Genomic DNA, 17,298 nt, shown 5'->3' on the forward strand with positions numbered 1-17,298 from the left:
TGGGTTATTTAGCAAGAACAACATATCCCGATCGAACAGGAGATCCGTCTTTTAAGTCAACTTTATAGAAATAGGTAGATGCGGGTAAGATATTACTTCCAACCCCACTTTGGTTATTGGTGCCTTCCCATCGGACACTTGTGTTATCGTATCCGCTGGCATTATAAATAGCATTTCCCCAACGGTTATAAATGGTTACTTCGTTGTTTGGATAGAATTCAATATCCTTAATGTGCCAATAATCATTTATGCCATCGTTGTTTGGAGTGAAAGAAGAATAAATCACTAACTCAGGCCCAATTTGAATAAGTACTGCAGCATCTTCATCGGCATAACGCATACCGTTGGTGGCGTTCCAATGCAGACTATCATTCCCTGCAAAACCATTATCAGGCGAATAAATCAATTGATCTAAACTATCTGCACTAATTATTTGATTGATCATCACCTCTTGATCGTCGAAGGTAATATCACCGTGTTCGGGTAACGATAGAATTCTGATGGCCATCATCGCTGAATCTCTTGGATCTGTGAAGGCATTTTCGAAATCTGAAAGAGTAATTGGGATGTCTTCATTTTCACTTCCTTTCTTAGTGATATCCACCACTACAGGAGTAATATTATCAAGTTCCTCCACAATGTGGAAAGTGATACTACTCGATGCCCTACCCCAGAATTCGCCATTATAAACGTTATACCTCACTTGATCATCACCTAAGTAATCGGTGTTTGGTCTGTAAACGATATCGTCTAGATCATTCCTTGATATACCTTGTAATACTGTTATTTGAGTATTATTTAAGAACAATGTTCCATCACTTGGATCATTCTCTAAACGAACAGAATCCAAGGCCATGTTATTTGGATCAGTATAATGATCTTCAAAATCTAACAAAGAAAGTGGGAGATCCTGATTTTTTTCTCCATATTTTTCGAAAGGCAATGGTAATGGTGCATCAGGAGAAGTTACTACAGTGATTCTTATGATGGCTTCGGAAGATCCGTCTCTATCATCTGTAATGAAATAACGAGCATAGGTCAATCCTGTAAAACCAATTGTTGGTGTAAATCTCACTTGATTATTTTCGATAACAACTGTACCGTCTGCGGTATGAATTTCTTCCATATCAACAATAGTTACATATATAGAATCTCCATCTTGATCGGAATCATTAGCAAGAACATCTATCAAAATAGAGGCATTTTCTACAGTTGTTGCTATATCATTTACAGCTGTAGGTGGATGCGTTTTTTGATATAGATGTATTCTCACATTACCATCGGCATCAGCAAACTGAGTTCCATCAGATCCATTCCAATTAAAGTTTTCGGTAATTTCCTGTTCTGGCAAATTATTGATGTAATACAACTGATCTATATCTGCTGTGTTTATTTCCTGATTCACTGCAATGGCCGTTTGAGGTTGGGTATATATTGTCCCCTGTGACGGTAATGAAGTGAATTTGATCTTTTGTAGCGTTTGACTATCCCTAAACCTAGATTCAAAATCATGTGCAGAGAAGTGAATGGTATCACCTACATACCCACCGTAGTAAAGATTTCCAACTTCTGGGGCATCATTAGTAATATTAATGTGTATAGTTGCAGTACTTGTTCCTTCTCTACCATCTGATATTACATAATCGATAGTAGCTGCATTGGCATCACTACCTACATAACCATATTCAGGTACAAAATAAACTCTTTGCTCTACTATGGAAGCTGTACCATGTTCCACATTTGTTATTCTAGTGATGAAAATTGAATCATTATCATCATCATAATCATTTGCCAAGGCATCAATAATTACTGATACATTTGCCACTGTTCCAGTAAAATCATCCACCGCAACAGGTTCATGTCTCACATCTCTGATAAATATATTGATGGTCGCATCCTGAGTACTCACATCTCCAGGCTGATCAATTACATTATAAAGGAATGAAGTTAAACCACTAAAATATTGATCTGGATCAAAAATAAAGTTTGGTGTTGTGGCATCATCATCATCAAATCCAGCTATATCAATTTCATCACCTATAGATAAGGTGTCCCCGTTGTAGGTTAGAACACCATTTCCTGGTAATGATTTAATGACAATCTTAGATAAAGGTTGATTGGTTTCACTATGATAATGGGTGAGGAAATCATTTGGTTCAAAGTATATATTTTGATTTTTCAAACCATATTTCCAAAAATCAAGTATCACAATGTCCTTCAATAAATTGATATAGACATGATAGGTAGAATCGGACTCTGTTGTATTTGAATCTATGACTTTAAAATCAAATTCTGAGTAATGAATAATATCATCAACCCCAGGAACAAATACATCAGAAGTGTATTGAACATTAAAACCTCCTGTAGCATCTAATTCCTGACCAACAGTTACTGGCACATAAGTTCCAGAACCATTATAGGTTAAAGTCCCTTTATCTGGTAAAGACACAATCTTCACTTTACTAAAAGTCGCTCCAACGTCTACTGTTGAAAACTCAAAATATTGTGTGATTAGGCCCGTCTCAGGTGTTACTTCTCTAACAACAACCGTAGTATCTCTAGAGATTGGAGGATCGGCAATTGGGTTAACATTTATCGTAAAGGTATGTCGTATCGAATGGTGATGAGTTAAATCAACACCCGTATTGTCTTTTACTCTGAAATTAAAAATACAGTATGGGTTATGATTATCGTTACTTTGATCTTCAATAGGATAGTACCTTAATAGTGCAGGATTAGGAATTTCATACCCAATAGTTAACTGATAGATAGTAATTGTATCACCGTCATATACCAAGTGTCCTCTAAAGTTTAAAGGATCAAGAGGGAAACTGACACGAATGCCATCAAATGTATCTCCGTCTTCATCATTAAATGTGAAATCTGCGGCAGAAAAATCGTAGAAGGTGTCCTCATCAATTGTTCTTGTTTCATCTTGTGAGGTCGGTCTCGATTTAATATCTATATAGGTATTGGCCACATTACTACTCACATTCGTTGTCGTAATGTTCAAGACAGTTGTGATTGACCTTTGATTAAAATTAGTCAAAGCGGCATTGGTAAAATGTACCATCTGCAAAGCCTCTTCGAATTCTGCTTTAGTCCCACCTCCGTCAAGGGTTATTTGATTTGTTCCCGAAGTGTAGGACCAAGTTAAACTTCCAGGTAATGATCCTCTAACAGTAAGAGAATCGGTGGATTCTATGGTGGTTAAATTGATGACTGCATTAGAAATAAAATTAGTTCCTAATAAAGTGATTTTGGTATCTTCATCACCTAATTCCCCTGATGTTTCAGAGCCTTTATAATACACCGTTTGATAATCAGCCCCTGCAATACCTGAACTGTTATTATTATCCAAATCTACTGTAGGAGGAATCACACATCCATTAATTTCTAATTTTAAGGATAGGTTATTAGAGTAATCACATTCCAATAAAGGAGTATAAACTGTATCTGCAGGAAGAGGTACGCTTACGAAACTTCCATCAAAAGCATATGGATTATGATTGGCTAAGATGTATAATTCGATGGTGTTTGTTCCATCTTGAGGTACCAATGCGTTTACAATAGTCGATTCTCCCGGTTGAATAGTTTGAGTTAAATGCACTGTATCGATAACTACTGCCGTTGAACTGCTATAAGGATCACCATTGTAAAGTGTTACAGGAGTTCCTAAAGCAGCAGACCAATCTCCTTGATTTTCGATAGTAATATTAATAGGTATATCCGATCCATCTGCACAATCAGATAAATCAGCTTCTATATCTGGAATGATTAAATCTGGAGTGGCAAAAGAGATATTTAGACTATCGGTAATGAAAGGGGTTTGACTTAAAAAAGAATTCAGTGTTCCTTCAAAGTAAGGGTTAAAGTTGTCTTGTGGGGATACCGGTATGGTCAAATCATCGTTGATATTCGTTACGTGATAACCGTGTTGATTCCATAAATTTCTACAAGAAACCCATGGAGAGTCATAAGAACCCCAAACTTGAATAAAACCTAGGGCATCGGCATCGGGACCGTTTACATCTTGGGCCGCCATAACAATTTCCGCTTGTCCATCGGCGTTTACATCAGCGACCAAGGGGTACTCTGTTCTTGTACCTGCTCTCGAAATCACTTTCGATACTTCGATAAAAGTTTGACTGTCTTCATCCCATCGCCATATAAATAAGTTTTCTTCTTCTGAATAAACTACTTCTATATTTCCATCACCATCAAAATCAAATAAAGTAGAACCGGTCATCTGAGAACCGTCGTCCAACTTTGTTCTTTTCCATTTCTCCACTAAGGAGTTCGAAGAAGCATTGTATTCTAAAACTACATATTGATTTTTCCCTGCCGTTCCGACTTCGATCATACCGTCGTTATCAAAATCTCCTAGATTACAACGACCAATCTTATCTGAATTTTCGAAGACATAGTTTCCTAGATACGTTTGAGTGTAAGGTGACCATAAATAAATAGAAATATCATTTTTATTGATTTTGGCAGCTACAATTACCTCTAATTTATTATTACCAGTAAAGTCGCCAATACTCACAAATCCATCACCGGGACGGAAATAATTACTATATCCAGAAGGCAGGGGGCAACTTACTAATTCAGTTAAAGTACCTCCAGTAAGATCCACCGCATATACTTTACCTCCGGCAATTAATTCCAAACCATCTACTTCATTTCCGAAAGTACCTCCATTTGGATTGGAATCTCCAGGCTGAAAAACATCATAGGCTAAAGTATAGGAATCTTCGATTTTGTTTCCTTGATCCGTGCTCATATTATACGAAAAGGAACCACTATTCTTAGCAGAATCGGGAGCAACCAATCGTTCTAAGGTGACTGCATTAAATATGGCATTACCTAGGTAGACTTCAGGGATGCCATCTCCATCGAAGTCTGCAATCTGTGGCGTTTGAAGATTGGAAACTACCTTTTGTGTGGCTTCAGCAATAAAACGGTCGGATAAATATTCATAACGTCTAATGGTTCTATTTTCATTCACGAAAATATCTCCGAGACCATTTTTATCCACATCCGCAATGGCTACTTGAGTATAAGCATGCGTATTTCCTTTTTCGGTAATTTGTTGGAGTAGTGTTCCGTCAGCCCCACTAAAGATATTAATGTAGCCGGGTTCCCCTTTGGGCATAGATTTACCGATTAGTTCTGGAATACTATCTAAATCCAAGTCGGCCACCATTACTCCAGAACGCTGTTCTATTTTTGCCACATTAGGATCTGTAGAGAACTTAGGTACAATATTAAAGTTGGGAACAATTGGAGGGATTACTTGGCAATTGGCAGAATCATTGCCAAAATAGAAGCCATCGCAACCGGGGAAATTGGTACAGTCGGGGTCGAAACAATCTACCAATCCATCATTATCGTCATCAATACCATTATCACAGATTTCCGTCTGTGCATAAGAGAACGTAGGTATGAAAATTAGTAAGACGACAAATAGTTCTTTTAAACGATTGATCATCAGTAATAGTAGAGAAAGATTTTTGAGTTATGTTTTTGGTTTTACATTTTAAATATAATAACATTTGCAATGTTACACGCAACTTACATTAAGATATTTTATGATATTTAAAATTAGGCAAAAAAAAATCCCCTAAATATAAATTCAGAGGATTGAAGTTGTATTATTTGATTAAAAGACAATATTGACCGGCATACTAATTTCTGCTTCGCCAACAAATTCTAATAAACCTGTCTCTTTATTTCTTTTAAATAATGTGATGTTATCAGATTCTTGATTCGCCACAATAATATAATTCTGTTTTGGTGAGAAAGAGAAGTCTCTTGGAGAATCACCTCTTACGCTTTCATGACCAATGACTTCTAATTGTCCATCTTGCAATACTTTAAATATCACTATGCTATTATCACCTCTATTGGTTGCATACAAAAATTTCTTATCCTTGCTCATTTTAATGGCTGCACCTGTATTAGCATCAGTAAATCCTTCTGGCAACATAGAAATTTCTTGCACTAGTTGAGGGTTGTTCCCCTCTTTCTTATAAACAGCTACTTTAGAAGTCAGTTCTTCCAATACATAAATATGTCCTCCGTTATCAACCAAATGTCTTGGTCCACCTCCAGGTGTAATTTGAAAAGAGAACTTTTCTTGTAAACCATCTTTAGCCATATGATACGCATGTACTTCATCTCCACCTAAATCTACCGTGTAAAGTGTTTTAGAGTGTTTTACAAAGTTAGAGAAGTGTGCATGAGAAGCTTCCTGACGTCCTGTATTTGGACCAGTCTTATCATATTTGATCGTTTGCTTTATTTCTGATAATTTTTTGTCTTCGATTTTAAAGACAGACACATTTCCTGAACCATAATTGGCAACATATACATTGTTGTTTCCATCAAATGATATATGACACGGGTAAGATCCTTTAGTATGTTGTCTATTGACTAGATGAAATTGTCCGTCGTTAATTTTGTATAAACTAACCGTTCCTTCTTCACTTTCATTCAGTACTCCTAAATATTTACGGTTTTTAGAATAAGCTACATAAGATGGATTTTGTGCTTTAATAATTACTCCATCTACAAATAAGTGCCCTGTTTCCTGTTCGAGTGTTACTTTATACACACCTTTTGAATCCTTTTGAGTGTAAGTTCCCACTAAAAAAGAAACTTGTTGAGACATTGCTCCCAATGAAAGCATCATTGAAGCAATCGTTAAAATCAGTTTTTTCATTTTTTGTCAGTTAGATAAGTCTATTCTTTTGAGATACCTATCAATATTATTTAAGGATGAAATTTAGACAATTATAAGCGACTAAAAAAACCTATCTTCTTTTAAAGATGAGTTTTGGTATAAGGATTGATAAATTATGATGTATTTAATCATCAGAGTTAGATAAAATAGATTTCCGTCGACTTTGATTCAAATGATGATCATGGAGAAGATAAAGATTTCAATAGAGTTTTGTACGCTTTGTCATTGGACCCCTCGAGCGGTGTGGATGACACAAGAATTACTATATACTTTTCAGAATGATGTTGCTGAAGTAAAATTGATTCCAACAGATGGAGGGGTATTTAGAATTTCTGTAGATGATGAGGTAGTTTGGGACCGAAAAGAGTCGGGATTCCCAGAACCCAAAGCGGTCAAACAAAAAATTAGAGATGTAATTGATCCAAAAAGATCTTTAGGGCACTCTGATAAATAGAAATAATTCATCCTTACTCCCTCATTATTAACGATGTACAACCTCCCACATTAAATTATTGCCTATATATGTTAATTTAGGATTTTTTGTACGGGAAACTATACATCTTTAGTTTAAGCATTCATCAAAAAATATAATTTTGCAAAATGAGTATTCAAGTAACCAATCTTACAAAGAAATACGACGAGCAGACAGCGGTAAATAATATTAGTTTCGAGGCAAAGCCAGGAGAAATCTTGGGCTTCTTAGGACCTAATGGTGCCGGAAAATCTACGACCATGAAAATTGCTACCTGCTATGTTCCCCCCACTCAAGGAACAATTAAAGTATGTGGTTTTGATGTAGTAGATCAGCCTATCGATGTACGTAAGAAAGTAGGATATTTACCTGAACATAATCCTTTGTATTTGGATATGTATGTTCGGGAGTATTTGGATTACTCAGCATCTCTATACAAAATTAAAGGACAGAAGAAGAGAGAGAAGATAGAAGAGATGATTGAACTTACGGGCTTAACAAGAGAACGTAAGAAGAAAATTGGTGCATTATCAAAGGGATATCGTCAAAGAGTAGGTTTAGCACAAGCGCTTATTCACGATCCAGAGGTTCTAATTTTAGACGAACCTACCACTGGTCTTGATCCTATTCAATTAGAAGATATCAGATCTTTGATAAAAAAAGTAAGTAAAAACAAAACCGTCATGCTTTCTACTCACATCATGCAAGAAGTACAAGCCTTGTGTGATAGAGTAGTCATTATTAGAAAAGGAGATATTGTCGCGAACGACAGTGTTGAAAATTTACGTCACTTAGGAGCTAAAACCACTATCAGTTTAACTTACGAAAAACCAACAAAAGCATCTTTTTTAAATTCTATCGAAGGTATAGAAAAACTCGAACTGATTAACGAACAGCAAATTTTAGTACACTACTCTCAAGACATAGATTTAAGAGGGGATATATTTAGGGCGTCGGCAAATAACAATGCAGCCATTATTGAGATGAATATGCAAATGCAATCCATGGAAGAAATTTTCCAGCAGTTGGCTCAATAATAGACCTTACTATCCTTTTTTTTATTATTTTTACTGCATTAACTGTATTGAGTAAATTAGAATTTTCATTGTTTTTAATACTGAGATGGTATTAAATCAGGGGCATTTTTTCTCTTCTTACTATTTATTTTTTTTACATGCTAAGAAAACTACAAGCTTTATTTATACTACTGAGTATAAGTTCATTCAGCCTTTTTGCACAAGAGGGACCAGAGGTTAATCTTGAGGAAACAGGCCTTTGGGAAGGTGTGTACATTAAAGTCAGATTTTCTGAGAAATTTGGCTATTATGGGGAGCACCACTATCGTTCGAGAAATGCTATCGACAATGTAAACTCATTTGTTGGAAGACCGAGACAGATCTATAACAGAGCAGGTCTAAACATATTTTTCAACGATTACTTTGAAGCCGTAATTGGTCCAACATACGTGGTCAATTATACTCCTGAACCTGGTAATGATGAAGAATACGAACCGTTCACAAACGAGTTCCGTATTTGGCATCAGTGGCTATTTAAAATGCCTGCCATGGGAAGGGTAAAAATGTATCATCAATTCCGTTTCGAACACAGATGGAAAAGAAAAAATGATATTGGTGCAGAATACGATTATACCAACAGGTATAGATATAAAGTTTTTGCCTATATCCCCGTAAACAAACCTAAAATTGAAAAAGGGTCAATTTTTGTTTCTCCAAGTGCAGAGATCTTTATGCATTCTGGAAAATCGATTGCTTACAACCCTTTTGAAGATTTCCGTACCTATAATGGTGTAGGCTATGTCATCAACAATAGCTTTACATTGTTTGCCGGTCATATGTGGACCATAGGACAAAAAACTTCTGGGTATCAATATAGAACAAGTCATATTTTCAGAATCAACGTATTTATTGGTTTAGATACCAGAAAAGGCGATGCTATTCCGAAGATCAACCTTGGTTATTAATTATCAGTTATGAAAAAAATACTTTATACTATTCCTTCTTTAATTATACTCATCGTAGTGGGTTTCTATATGAAATCTCAAATTGAAGAATTAGAAAAGGAAGTACTCGTATTGGAAGAGAAAAACGATGAATTGGAAAAATTATCACTAAAAAATAAAGCAGATTCTTTATTGATTAGTCATAATTTCACTGAAGCATTGATTCACTATCAAACATTGGATAGCATTCATCAAACGAGTGCGCATACGGATAAAGCCATGGAGTACATCTCCTCTCAGAAGGTGCCTTATAATAAAATCAACGAGTTAGAAGAGCGTTATTATCATAAGGAAAACCATATCTCTGAGTTGCGTTTTAATCAAGATGAATTATCGGATAGTATCTATTACTTGAAGAAAGTCAATAGAACACTAACCATCGATAAGGGACATTTAGAGTCTGATCTATTTAAAAACTATAAAGAGATCAAGAACCTGAAAAAAGAACTTGATTTAAAAGACAAGCAAATCAACCGTTTGGATATCATCAATTTTGATGGTGCCGAGATTAAATATATTGGTGAGGTGAGAAACGAAAAAGCCAATGGTTTTGGATATGCTGTTTTCGAGAAAAAAGGATTCTACGAAGGTCTTTGGGAGGACAACATGCAAAATGGTAAAGGTATTTATACTTGGGCGAATGGCGACCGTTACGAAGGAAACTATAAAAACGGTATCAGAGACGGTTTTGGAGTATATTACTTCCAATCTGGCGAAAGATACGAGGGTTTCTGGGCAAACAACTTAAGAGATGGTTTTGGTGTGATCTTCGATAAAGACAACAAAAAAATCTATGAAGGGGTTTGGAAAAAAGACAAGCCTAAAGGAAATAAGAAAGGAAAGGGTGAGAAGGAAATGTAATTCGCTTTCATCACTCATTATAAATAAAAAATCCCATCTTGATTTGCTCAAGATGGGATTTTTATTTTATCGGGACTTACGATTATTCATTCGCAATATCCCAAATATTTAAATAGCTTAATTTTGTAATTTCAGCTGCTTTATCCATCATAATTTTATCTGAATGATCAGAAACTTGATGGTAATCTTCATGACCTCCTGTATGGTACCAGAAATAAGGAATACCGTAGCTATCGAAGTTCACATTATCTGATCCACCGGCTTCACCTTTTTTCGACTTCCCATCAAACATTTCTAAGTTCAATGAATAATCTTTGATATTTTGCTCGTTTAGATCCCAAGTTTCAGGATGTTCGGCAGTGTAGATAAAGCTCACTTGATTGTCTTTTGAGTGCCAATCCCCTCTTCTACCAATCATATCAAAGTTAAGATACATCTTGATTTGTGATGGATCTTTATAATTCAGCAAGAAATTTCTAGAACCGTGCAAGCCTTTTTCTTCTCCAGTCCAAGAAGCAAATAACATCGTTCTTTTTGGTTGAACACCCGTTGCTTTCACGGCTTTTGCGATACCTAAAATTGCAGCCACACCAGAGGCGTTATCGTCGGCACCATTCCAAATATACCCCTCTCTTTTACCCAAGTGATCGTAGTGAGCACCAATGGCTACTACAGAGTCAGGCATCTGTCCCGTCACTTTTGCCAATACATTTCTCAGTCTTTTTCTCTCCACAATCGCATTTGATTTAAATGTGGCAGATTTTGCTGAAAGTGATGGGTTATACAGTTTTGTTTCACCCACACTCTTCATGTATTTAAACACTTCGTTCTTATTAATAAGACTAGCCATTAAGTATTCACCACCCATAAACACTGGTGCAATTTCACTTGGCTTCGACACTGGACTATAAAATCTTGTATCGTAAAAAGAAGATAGTTTATGATCTCCCTCGTAGTACTTTCTATTGTCTCTGAATGGGAAGTTGGCGGCTGTTGTTGGTAACTGACCTAAAGCATCAATTTCAATAATGGCCAAAGCACCATATTGCTCTGCTAACTTCTCTTTCGTTTTATGTAATTGCTTTGCTGGCAGATCTTTTAACGCTTCACCTACTTTCCCTTTCGTCGGTTTGCCTTTTAATCTTAACCACACTTTCCCTTCCACATTCTTTTTGTAGAAGTCGTTATACTTTAAAGAATCGATATCTAAACCATAGCCTACAAATACAATATTTCCTTTCCCTGAAATAGAAGCAGGAGCCGCTTTCACTTCAAAATCGGTATGATAAGTAAACGTATGTTCTTGTCCATTATTCGTTTTTACTGATAAAAACTGCTTGTCTGCAGCTCTGTATTCGAGTACATCAAAATTTTGAAAATAAGTAGGCTGACCATCCACAGAATCACCTGCAGGCTCTAACCCCATAAATTCAAACATGCTTGCAATATATTCTGCGGCCCTGTAGGCACCCGGACGCCCGGCTTCTCTACCTTCCATCCAATCGGAAGATAAGTACGTTAATGAAGACTGAATTGTCGCCTCGTCAATTGCTTGTAGACCTTTATCTTTTGGAGATTGCTGTGCCCATAATGTAGAGGCACTCAATAGTAAAACTGAAGTAAGTAATTTCTTCATTCTCATTTAGGTAGTATGTAATCGTTTTTAGTATTCAACTTTTAGGAATACCGTATTTATGACACTAAAGTCGTTAATCTAGTTCTTAATTTAAATATTGAATCGTTAATATTAATTATCCTGATATAAAAAGAACACCTTGTTTATTCGTACATAAACAAGGTGTTTTCTTCATCAAGTTGAAGCAATTGAAGGATGTTCCTTCTATATTCTTTTACTTTTAATCCTGAAGTGATAAAGCGATAATACTTTTTGATTTCAGGTTTAGATTCATCCTTTTGATATAACCTTTGTGCTTGTTGGGCTACCGCAGGGGAAGGATCAATTAATCTGACCTTATCTCCCAACATCTTTTGAATGTCATCTTTTAAGAAAGGATAGTGTGTACACCCCAATACCAAATGATCCACACGATGTGCCTTCATTTTAGCAATAATTGGATAAAGCACTTGATGCGCTTTATAGGTCCCCATCAATCCTTTTTCAACCAACTCTACTAATCCTACTCCTTCTTGAATGATGACCTCCACTCCTTGTGCGAACTTTTCTTTTGTTTGCTTAAATAGTTTCCCAGAAAATGTTCCTTCTGTCGCCAATACTCCCACTTTTTTTGATGTTGAGGCCAAAGCTGCAGGTTTAATCGCAGGTTCCATTCCCACAAAAGGAATATCGTACTTTTCCCTCAACGTATCTATAGCAGCTGCTGTCGCTGTATTGCAAGCAACAATAATTAACTGTGCTCCTTGTTCAATAAGTGCATCGACAATAAAAAAAGCTCTTTCTATCAACTCTTCCTTAGATTTTCTACCATAAGGACAGTATTGATGATCCGCAAAATAAACAATAGATGTGGTCGGCATCAATTGCATCACTGCTTTTTGAACTGATAAGCCACCATATCCAGAATCAAAAATTCCAATCATTATTTACCTCTTTTTCTTGGGTCATTAGCATCAAAGAAATGCCAAGAAACAAACATATCTTGAACTTGGTTGGGCGATAAAACACCTACCTCTTTTGTTAACGGAAAATAGAAGAAAACATTATCATCAAATGGAAAAACTTTAAATGAGGTATTGTAAGTAGGCACCATATCAGACATTTCTATTTCACAGAAAGGCTTAAACTTTTGAACCGTATCCTCATAAAATTGAGTTCCGTCTCTATATTCTTGCACTTGTAATTTAGGCAAAGCCGATATAAACTGATATACCGCTGCAGAATCTAAAGCAGTGACATCCTCTACCGCATAGAAAGGATCTTTGAATAGAATATTGACATTGTTCTCTGGGTTCAGTCTGTAATTCATACTGAATGACTTTAGGGTCTTCCAAGAAGTTCTAAAGACTGTTTTATCTCTCCAGCTAGTGTTAGCATCAAATAGTTGTTCTATATTGATAAACTGCCCTGGAATTTCTATCTGATAGGTTTTACCATTTTTCTGTCCAAAAGAGGATGCATCCCCTGAAGATGCAATCACACCTTCAAAAATAGTGGCTCCTCCCGTCTGTACTTTCACTTCAACTCCTTTTGTTGGCAAAGCTGCTTCAGATTGTTGGATGATAGAAGTTTGTTGAATGGCTTGGAATAAGTTGCCGATCATTCTCGGTGCCACATCCACTTTATTATTCAGCAACCATCTTCCATCATCAGTACGTTGGATTTGTTGTCCATTCAAAACAAAACCATCGACCACAGATAAATCCATGATACTAAAGAAAGTGGTTCCTTTATCTTTCTCTCCAATACTTTCTAAGGAGATAAAAGAGAAACCTATGGCCAAAAGAAGACATAGGTTCACTCCGATTAATATTTTTATTCTTTTTGTCATTTTCTATTCCTCAGCAGATTTAACATCAGCAGAAATTTGCAATGTATTTTCTGGATGGTCCGGATCGTTTGTAATTACTGTAATCGATTTTGTTACAGATCTATTGTAGTTACCCGCAGTAAAAGTAACATCCAATGTAGTCGATTCTCCAGGAGCTAATTCTGTTTTATTCGGCTTAGTCGCTGTACATCCACAAGAAGCTTTTACCTTACGAATTAATAATTTGGTTTTACCATCGTTTTTAATCGTAAACATCGTTGATGCTTTATCTAACGCCTTCATCTCGCCAAAATCGTGCTTTTTCTTATCAAAAGTTGCTTTAGGCCATTCTGCTTTTTTATCTGCCACACTAGAAAAGTCTTCTTTAATATGTGCAGAAATATTGATACGTTTCTTTGGTTGTTTTACGTCTGATGTTGGCAGTTGGAAATACTCGAAAATATATCCGTAATCTGTTTTCTGTGAAGCATCATAGCTTAAGTAAACCACAAGTGTGTCTTCCGCCGCAACAGTTGATTTATCACCCCAAAAAGCCATATGCTTAGGCAATTTGACTTGATCGTAATATAATTCGATAGGATTTTTAGTCTGGTTATAGATAATTGTTGATAAAGTATCCTTCTCCGTATTTTTGATATTATTGAAGACAAAATGAGTGGTTTTGAAACGTAAACTCCCCATTTCCATAGGATACCAGTCTTTCGGACCCTTTGGTCTTGGAATCACATTACCTTTAATAGATAATAAAAGTACCTGTGGTGTTCCATTTGTTCGCACAGAGATGGTTTTATTAAATTTCCCTGGTCTGCTTTTCGTTGAATATTTTACATTAATGTATCCCTTGGCATTTGGAGCCACAGGATCGGTAGACCAATCTGGAGTGGTACATCCACAGCTGGCTTTTACTGAAGTTAATGTAAGTGGTTTATTACCTGTATTTGTAAATTCAAAAACGACATCTGCATCTCCGTCGCTTTCCTGAATTTCTCCGAAGTCGTGAATGTTTTTATCAAATTGAATTTTTGCTTGTCCGAAAACTAAAGAGTGATGAAATAAAATTCCTACACAAATGACTAACCAACTGATTTTCCCTTTCATCTTATTATTTGTTGAAATATTTTTTTAATAACGTAAAATTAAAAGATCATTTATATACTGACAATCATTTTTTACCGTTATGACAATAAGTGGCAAAAAAGTTGTAGCAATAAAAGTAAATAGAGTGTAAAATTTCTATTTTGAAGTGAAAAACATCATTTTATCAATTATTTAAATGTAAAATGACTAAACTAAAAGGATCTTTTTTTACAGATGTAACCATGTTTTAAAAAATGATTCAATTTTTTCTTTCAAGAATTATGCTCTTTTTTTAAGTTTATTATTTTTAAAATAGTATCTTGGATGCTATCCTGAGCAACATAATCAGTTTTTTAACTATTGCCTAATTGATAGTTTTTACAGATTTTTTAAACGACAAAGAGGCCGATACTTATGGCATACATAGAACATTTCAGTGTTAAGACTTTTAAACAGCAATTGTCCGAAAGAAAAATATCTTTGGCTTTCCAAGGAATTTTCTCTCAGGATGTTCTTGCTCTTATAGGTAAAAGTCTTAGAAATACTCCTGAAAGTAGGGTTATAGCAAAACGTCTTTTCGCTATCGTCATCGAAATGGCTCAAAATATTCATCACTATTCTGCCGAAAAGCAATATTCTGAAAAAGATGGCAGAGATATTGGTGTAGGAATTGTGGCTATTGCAGAAGATGAAGATCACTATATCATCACTTCAGGAAACTGCATCATTAAAACAGAAGTTCCTCCTCTAATCGAAAGAGCGAACTACATTAATGGTTTGGATGCTGATGAGTTGAAGAAATTCTATCGCGAACAGCGTAAAATGCCTCAAAGGGAAGGTAAACCTGGTGCAAACCTTGGCTTTATCGACATGGTTAGAAAATCGGGTAACCCTATTGAAATAAACATAAAAGACTACGACGAAACTAGATCATTCTTTATTTTGTCGGTAAAAGTTAACAAAGAACTATAAAAAACGAATTAGCATGGAGAATTTCCATATTGACGGATCAACTTATATACCTAGAATCGATTTTAATGCTCAAACTGGAGTATTAGAACTTGAGGGTGAATCATATCACGAATATACGACTGAGTTTTTTGGACCAATTTTTAGTTGGTTAGAAGATTACCTTGAAGAAGCAGGAAAAACAATTACCTTAAACTTTAAAATGTCATATTTCAATACGTCATCTTCGAGACGTTTCTTAGAAATTTTGACAATGTTAGAAGATTATCAAAACGATAAGAGTGGTAACGTTACTGTAAACTGGTACTACGAAGAAAACGATGTAGATATGTTGGAAAGTGGTGAGGAATACTCTGATGATGTAGAGTTACCTTTCAACCTTCTTCCTTATTAAGATATAAGTATCTAAAAAATCTGTAAAAAGGGACTATTTCAATAAAATGAAATAGTCCCTTTTTTAGGTCTGAATTCTTGGATGGAAATCCGTAATTATCTGCTGTAGGTAATCTTTATTTAGGTGAGTGTACACTTCGGTCGTAGTAATTGATTCGTGACCCAACATTTCTTGAACTGCTCTTAAATCTGCTCCTCCTTCGACCATATGCGAAGCAAAAGAATGCCTAAAGGTATGTGGAGAGATGTTTTTACCTAAATCAATAGCTAAGGACAACCTTTTGATAATCGTAAAAATCATTACCCTTGTTAACCTTGCCCCTCTTCTATTTAAAAACACAATATTCTCTTCTCCCCTTTTAGGTGATTTTGTAATTCTATCGTTTTCCAAATAAAGGGTGACTTGTTTCATAGCTTCATAGCCAATCGGCACAAATCGCTCTTTATCGCCTTTACCAATGACTCTGATAAACCCTTCCTCAAAAAACAATGCGTCCAACGTTAGATTGACCAATTCGGAAACACGAATGCCACAACCGTACAATACTTCTAAGATGGCTTTATTTCTTCTTCCTTCGTAGGTAGTTAAATCAATTGCTCCTATTAAAGCATCAATTTCTTCCACATCTAAAGTATCGGGTAATTTGCTAGGCAGTTTAGGTGCCTCTATCAGTTCTACAGGGTTATTTTCAGTTACATCTGTTTCGTTTAGATAATTATAAAACGATTTAATGGCAGATAACAACCTTGCCTGTGAGGAGGTAGCGACATGAAATTCTTTGTTCAAATAGGCTAAAAAGGTAAGCACATCACTTTGTGTGAGGGTAGCCGCAGTCAGCTCACTTTCGTTCATCAAAAGATAATTCGATAGTTTAGAAACATCCCTAATATACCCCTCTATGGTATTTTCAGACATACTTCTTTCTAATTTCAAGTACATCCCAAAATCCTTAATCAACGCATTCCACTCCATAATTACTTACTCGACCAACGTTCTCTCATTTTCACTTTTTCCCATTCCCTACGTAAGGCAAGACGTGCTAAAGCATCGGCAATATCCGATAGACTACCTTCTTGGAAGGCCTCTTTCACTAAATCTTCTCTTACATCTATTCGGTAAAGTCCGTTCATTAATTTACTGGAGTCTGTTCGTAATAAATGCTCAAAATACTCCGAAAGTCGATCTGCTGTTTCACCAAAAGATTCGGCATCAAAACCATCTTCTTCCAGTTCAAATCGATCACATATTTTTTTCCACGCTTCTATGTACATAAACATCAAGTTATAAAAAAAG

14 protein-coding genes are annotated in these 17,298 nt (G+C 35.7%); 6 read left to right on the forward strand and 8 right to left on the reverse strand.

The genetic code is table 11. From position 1 onward, the window contains the following. Positions 1 to 4: 4 nt before the first annotated feature. A complete protein-coding gene (locus tag MY04_RS09945) occupies positions 5 to 5,491 on the reverse strand; it encodes an Ig-like domain-containing protein (RefSeq protein ID WP_066209196.1) in 5,487 nt (1,828 codons plus the stop codon). 171 nt (positions 5,492 to 5,662) lie between these two features. Continuing rightward, positions 5,663 to 6,724, reverse strand: coding sequence for a lactonase family protein (locus tag MY04_RS09950; protein WP_066209204.1), 1,062 nt, complete (start codon positions 6,722 to 6,724; stop codon positions 5,663 to 5,665). A 202-nt stretch (positions 6,725 to 6,926) separates the two neighbouring features. Here MY04_RS09950 and MY04_RS09955 point away from each other — a divergent pair, with 202 nt between their 5' ends. The 4 genes from MY04_RS09955 to MY04_RS09970 all read left to right on the forward strand — a co-directional run bounded on the left by MY04_RS09955 (position 6,927) and on the right by MY04_RS09970 (position 10,098). After that, positions 6,927 to 7,199, forward strand: coding sequence for a SelT/SelW/SelH family protein (locus MY04_RS09955; RefSeq protein ID WP_066213189.1), 273 nt, complete (start codon positions 6,927 to 6,929; stop codon positions 7,197 to 7,199). A 146-nt stretch (positions 7,200 to 7,345) separates the two neighbouring features. Continuing rightward, positions 7,346 to 8,254, forward strand: a complete 909-nt coding sequence (gldA, locus tag MY04_RS09960; RefSeq protein ID WP_066209207.1) for a gliding motility-associated ABC transporter ATP-binding subunit GldA — start codon at positions 7,346 to 7,348, stop codon at positions 8,252 to 8,254. Between the two features lie 137 nt (positions 8,255 to 8,391). Continuing rightward, entirely contained in the window at positions 8,392 to 9,198 is an 807-nt protein-coding gene (locus MY04_RS09965; RefSeq protein ID WP_066209209.1) for a DUF2490 domain-containing protein, read from the forward strand. A 9-nt stretch (positions 9,199 to 9,207) separates the two neighbouring features. Continuing rightward, positions 9,208 to 10,098: an MORN repeat-containing protein gene (locus tag MY04_RS09970; protein WP_066209211.1), complete on the forward strand. Its 891-nt coding sequence runs from the start codon at positions 9,208 to 9,210 to the stop codon at positions 10,096 to 10,098. An 82-nt stretch (positions 10,099 to 10,180) separates the two neighbouring features. On the opposite strand, the gene MY04_RS09975 is transcribed toward MY04_RS09970, so the two are convergent. The 4 genes from MY04_RS09975 to MY04_RS09990 form a co-directional block, all read right to left on the reverse strand. Next, a complete protein-coding gene (locus MY04_RS09975; RefSeq protein ID WP_158297641.1) occupies positions 10,181 to 11,734 on the reverse strand; it encodes a M20/M25/M40 family metallo-hydrolase in 1,554 nt (517 codons plus the stop codon). Positions 11,735 to 11,877: 143 nt separating this feature from the next. Next, positions 11,878 to 12,657: a glutamate racemase gene (gene murI / locus MY04_RS09980; protein WP_066209216.1), complete on the reverse strand. Its 780-nt coding sequence runs from the start codon at positions 12,655 to 12,657 to the stop codon at positions 11,878 to 11,880. Beyond that, a complete protein-coding gene (locus MY04_RS09985; RefSeq protein WP_066209219.1) occupies positions 12,657 to 13,565 on the reverse strand; it encodes a hypothetical protein in 909 nt (302 codons plus the stop codon). Before MY04_RS09985 ends, murI begins: the two co-directional genes overlap by 1 nt. A gap of 3 nt (positions 13,566 to 13,568) precedes the next feature. Further along, positions 13,569 to 14,663 carry a DUF1573 domain-containing protein gene (locus MY04_RS09990; protein ID WP_066209221.1) on the reverse strand — a complete coding sequence of 365 codons (1,095 nt, stop codon included), beginning with the start codon at positions 14,661 to 14,663 and terminating at the stop codon, positions 13,569 to 13,571. Positions 14,664 to 15,056: 393 nt separating this feature from the next. Between MY04_RS09990 and MY04_RS09995 the strand changes: the two genes are divergently transcribed. Further along, positions 15,057 to 15,614 carry a SiaB family protein kinase gene (locus MY04_RS09995; RefSeq protein WP_066209227.1) on the forward strand — a complete coding sequence of 186 codons (558 nt, stop codon included), beginning with the start codon at positions 15,057 to 15,059 and terminating at the stop codon, positions 15,612 to 15,614. 13 nt (positions 15,615 to 15,627) lie between these two features. Next, positions 15,628 to 16,005 (forward strand): DUF1987 domain-containing protein, encoded by a 378-nt coding sequence (locus MY04_RS10000; protein ID WP_066209229.1) that lies wholly within the window; start codon positions 15,628 to 15,630, stop codon positions 16,003 to 16,005. Positions 16,006 to 16,068: 63 nt separating this feature from the next. Here MY04_RS10000 and MY04_RS10005 read toward each other — a convergent pair whose 3' ends face one another. Next, entirely contained in the window at positions 16,069 to 16,977 is a 909-nt protein-coding gene (locus MY04_RS10005) for a site-specific tyrosine recombinase (RefSeq protein ID WP_066209232.1), read from the reverse strand. A 2-nt stretch (positions 16,978 to 16,979) separates the two neighbouring features. Further along, positions 16,980 to 17,276 carry a hypothetical protein gene (locus MY04_RS10010; RefSeq protein WP_158297642.1) on the reverse strand — a complete coding sequence of 99 codons (297 nt, stop codon included), beginning with the start codon at positions 17,274 to 17,276 and terminating at the stop codon, positions 16,980 to 16,982. Between the last annotated feature and the right edge of the window lie 22 nt (positions 17,277 to 17,298).

It is taken from the genome of Flammeovirga sp. MY04 (assembly GCF_001682195.2).
GTDB classification, from domain to species: Bacteria; Bacteroidota; Bacteroidia; order Cytophagales; family Flammeovirgaceae; genus Flammeovirga; species Flammeovirga yaeyamensis.

What these genes read in the sequence shown, in the direction of transcription:
- MY04_RS09970 (WP_066209211.1), top strand. Translation starts at nt 9,208, where the DNA reads ATGAAAAAAATACTTTATACTATTCCTTCTTTAATTATACTCATCGTA.
- MY04_RS09975 (WP_158297641.1), bottom strand. Translation starts at nt 11,734, where the DNA reads ATGAAGAAATTACTTACTTCAGTTTTACTATTGAGTGCCTCTACATTA.
- MY04_RS09985 (WP_066209219.1), bottom strand. Translation starts at nt 13,565, where the DNA reads ATGACAAAAAGAATAAAAATATTAATCGGAGTGAACCTATGTCTTCTT.
- MY04_RS09955 (WP_066213189.1), top strand. Translation starts at nt 6,927, where the DNA reads ATGGAGAAGATAAAGATTTCAATAGAGTTTTGTACGCTTTGTCATTGG.
- MY04_RS09945 (WP_066209196.1), bottom strand. Translation starts at nt 5,491, where the DNA reads ATGATCAATCGTTTAAAAGAACTATTTGTCGTCTTACTAATTTTCATA.
- MY04_RS09990 (WP_066209221.1), bottom strand. Translation starts at nt 14,663, where the DNA reads ATGAAAGGGAAAATCAGTTGGTTAGTCATTTGTGTAGGAATTTTATTT.
- MY04_RS10000 (WP_066209229.1), top strand. Translation starts at nt 15,628, where the DNA reads ATGGAGAATTTCCATATTGACGGATCAACTTATATACCTAGAATCGAT.
- gldA (WP_066209207.1), top strand. Translation starts at nt 7,346, where the DNA reads ATGAGTATTCAAGTAACCAATCTTACAAAGAAATACGACGAGCAGACA.
- MY04_RS09995 (WP_066209227.1), top strand. Translation starts at nt 15,057, where the DNA reads ATGGCATACATAGAACATTTCAGTGTTAAGACTTTTAAACAGCAATTG.
- MY04_RS09950 (WP_066209204.1), bottom strand. Translation starts at nt 6,724, where the DNA reads ATGAAAAAACTGATTTTAACGATTGCTTCAATGATGCTTTCATTGGGA.
- MY04_RS10005 (WP_066209232.1), bottom strand. Translation starts at nt 16,977, where the DNA reads ATGGAGTGGAATGCGTTGATTAAGGATTTTGGGATGTACTTGAAATTA.
- MY04_RS10010 (WP_158297642.1), bottom strand. Translation starts at nt 17,276, where the DNA reads ATGTACATAGAAGCGTGGAAAAAAATATGTGATCGATTTGAACTGGAA.
- MY04_RS09965 (WP_066209209.1), top strand. Translation starts at nt 8,392, where the DNA reads ATGCTAAGAAAACTACAAGCTTTATTTATACTACTGAGTATAAGTTCA.
- murI (WP_066209216.1), bottom strand. Translation starts at nt 12,657, where the DNA reads ATGATTGGAATTTTTGATTCTGGATATGGTGGCTTATCAGTTCAAAAA.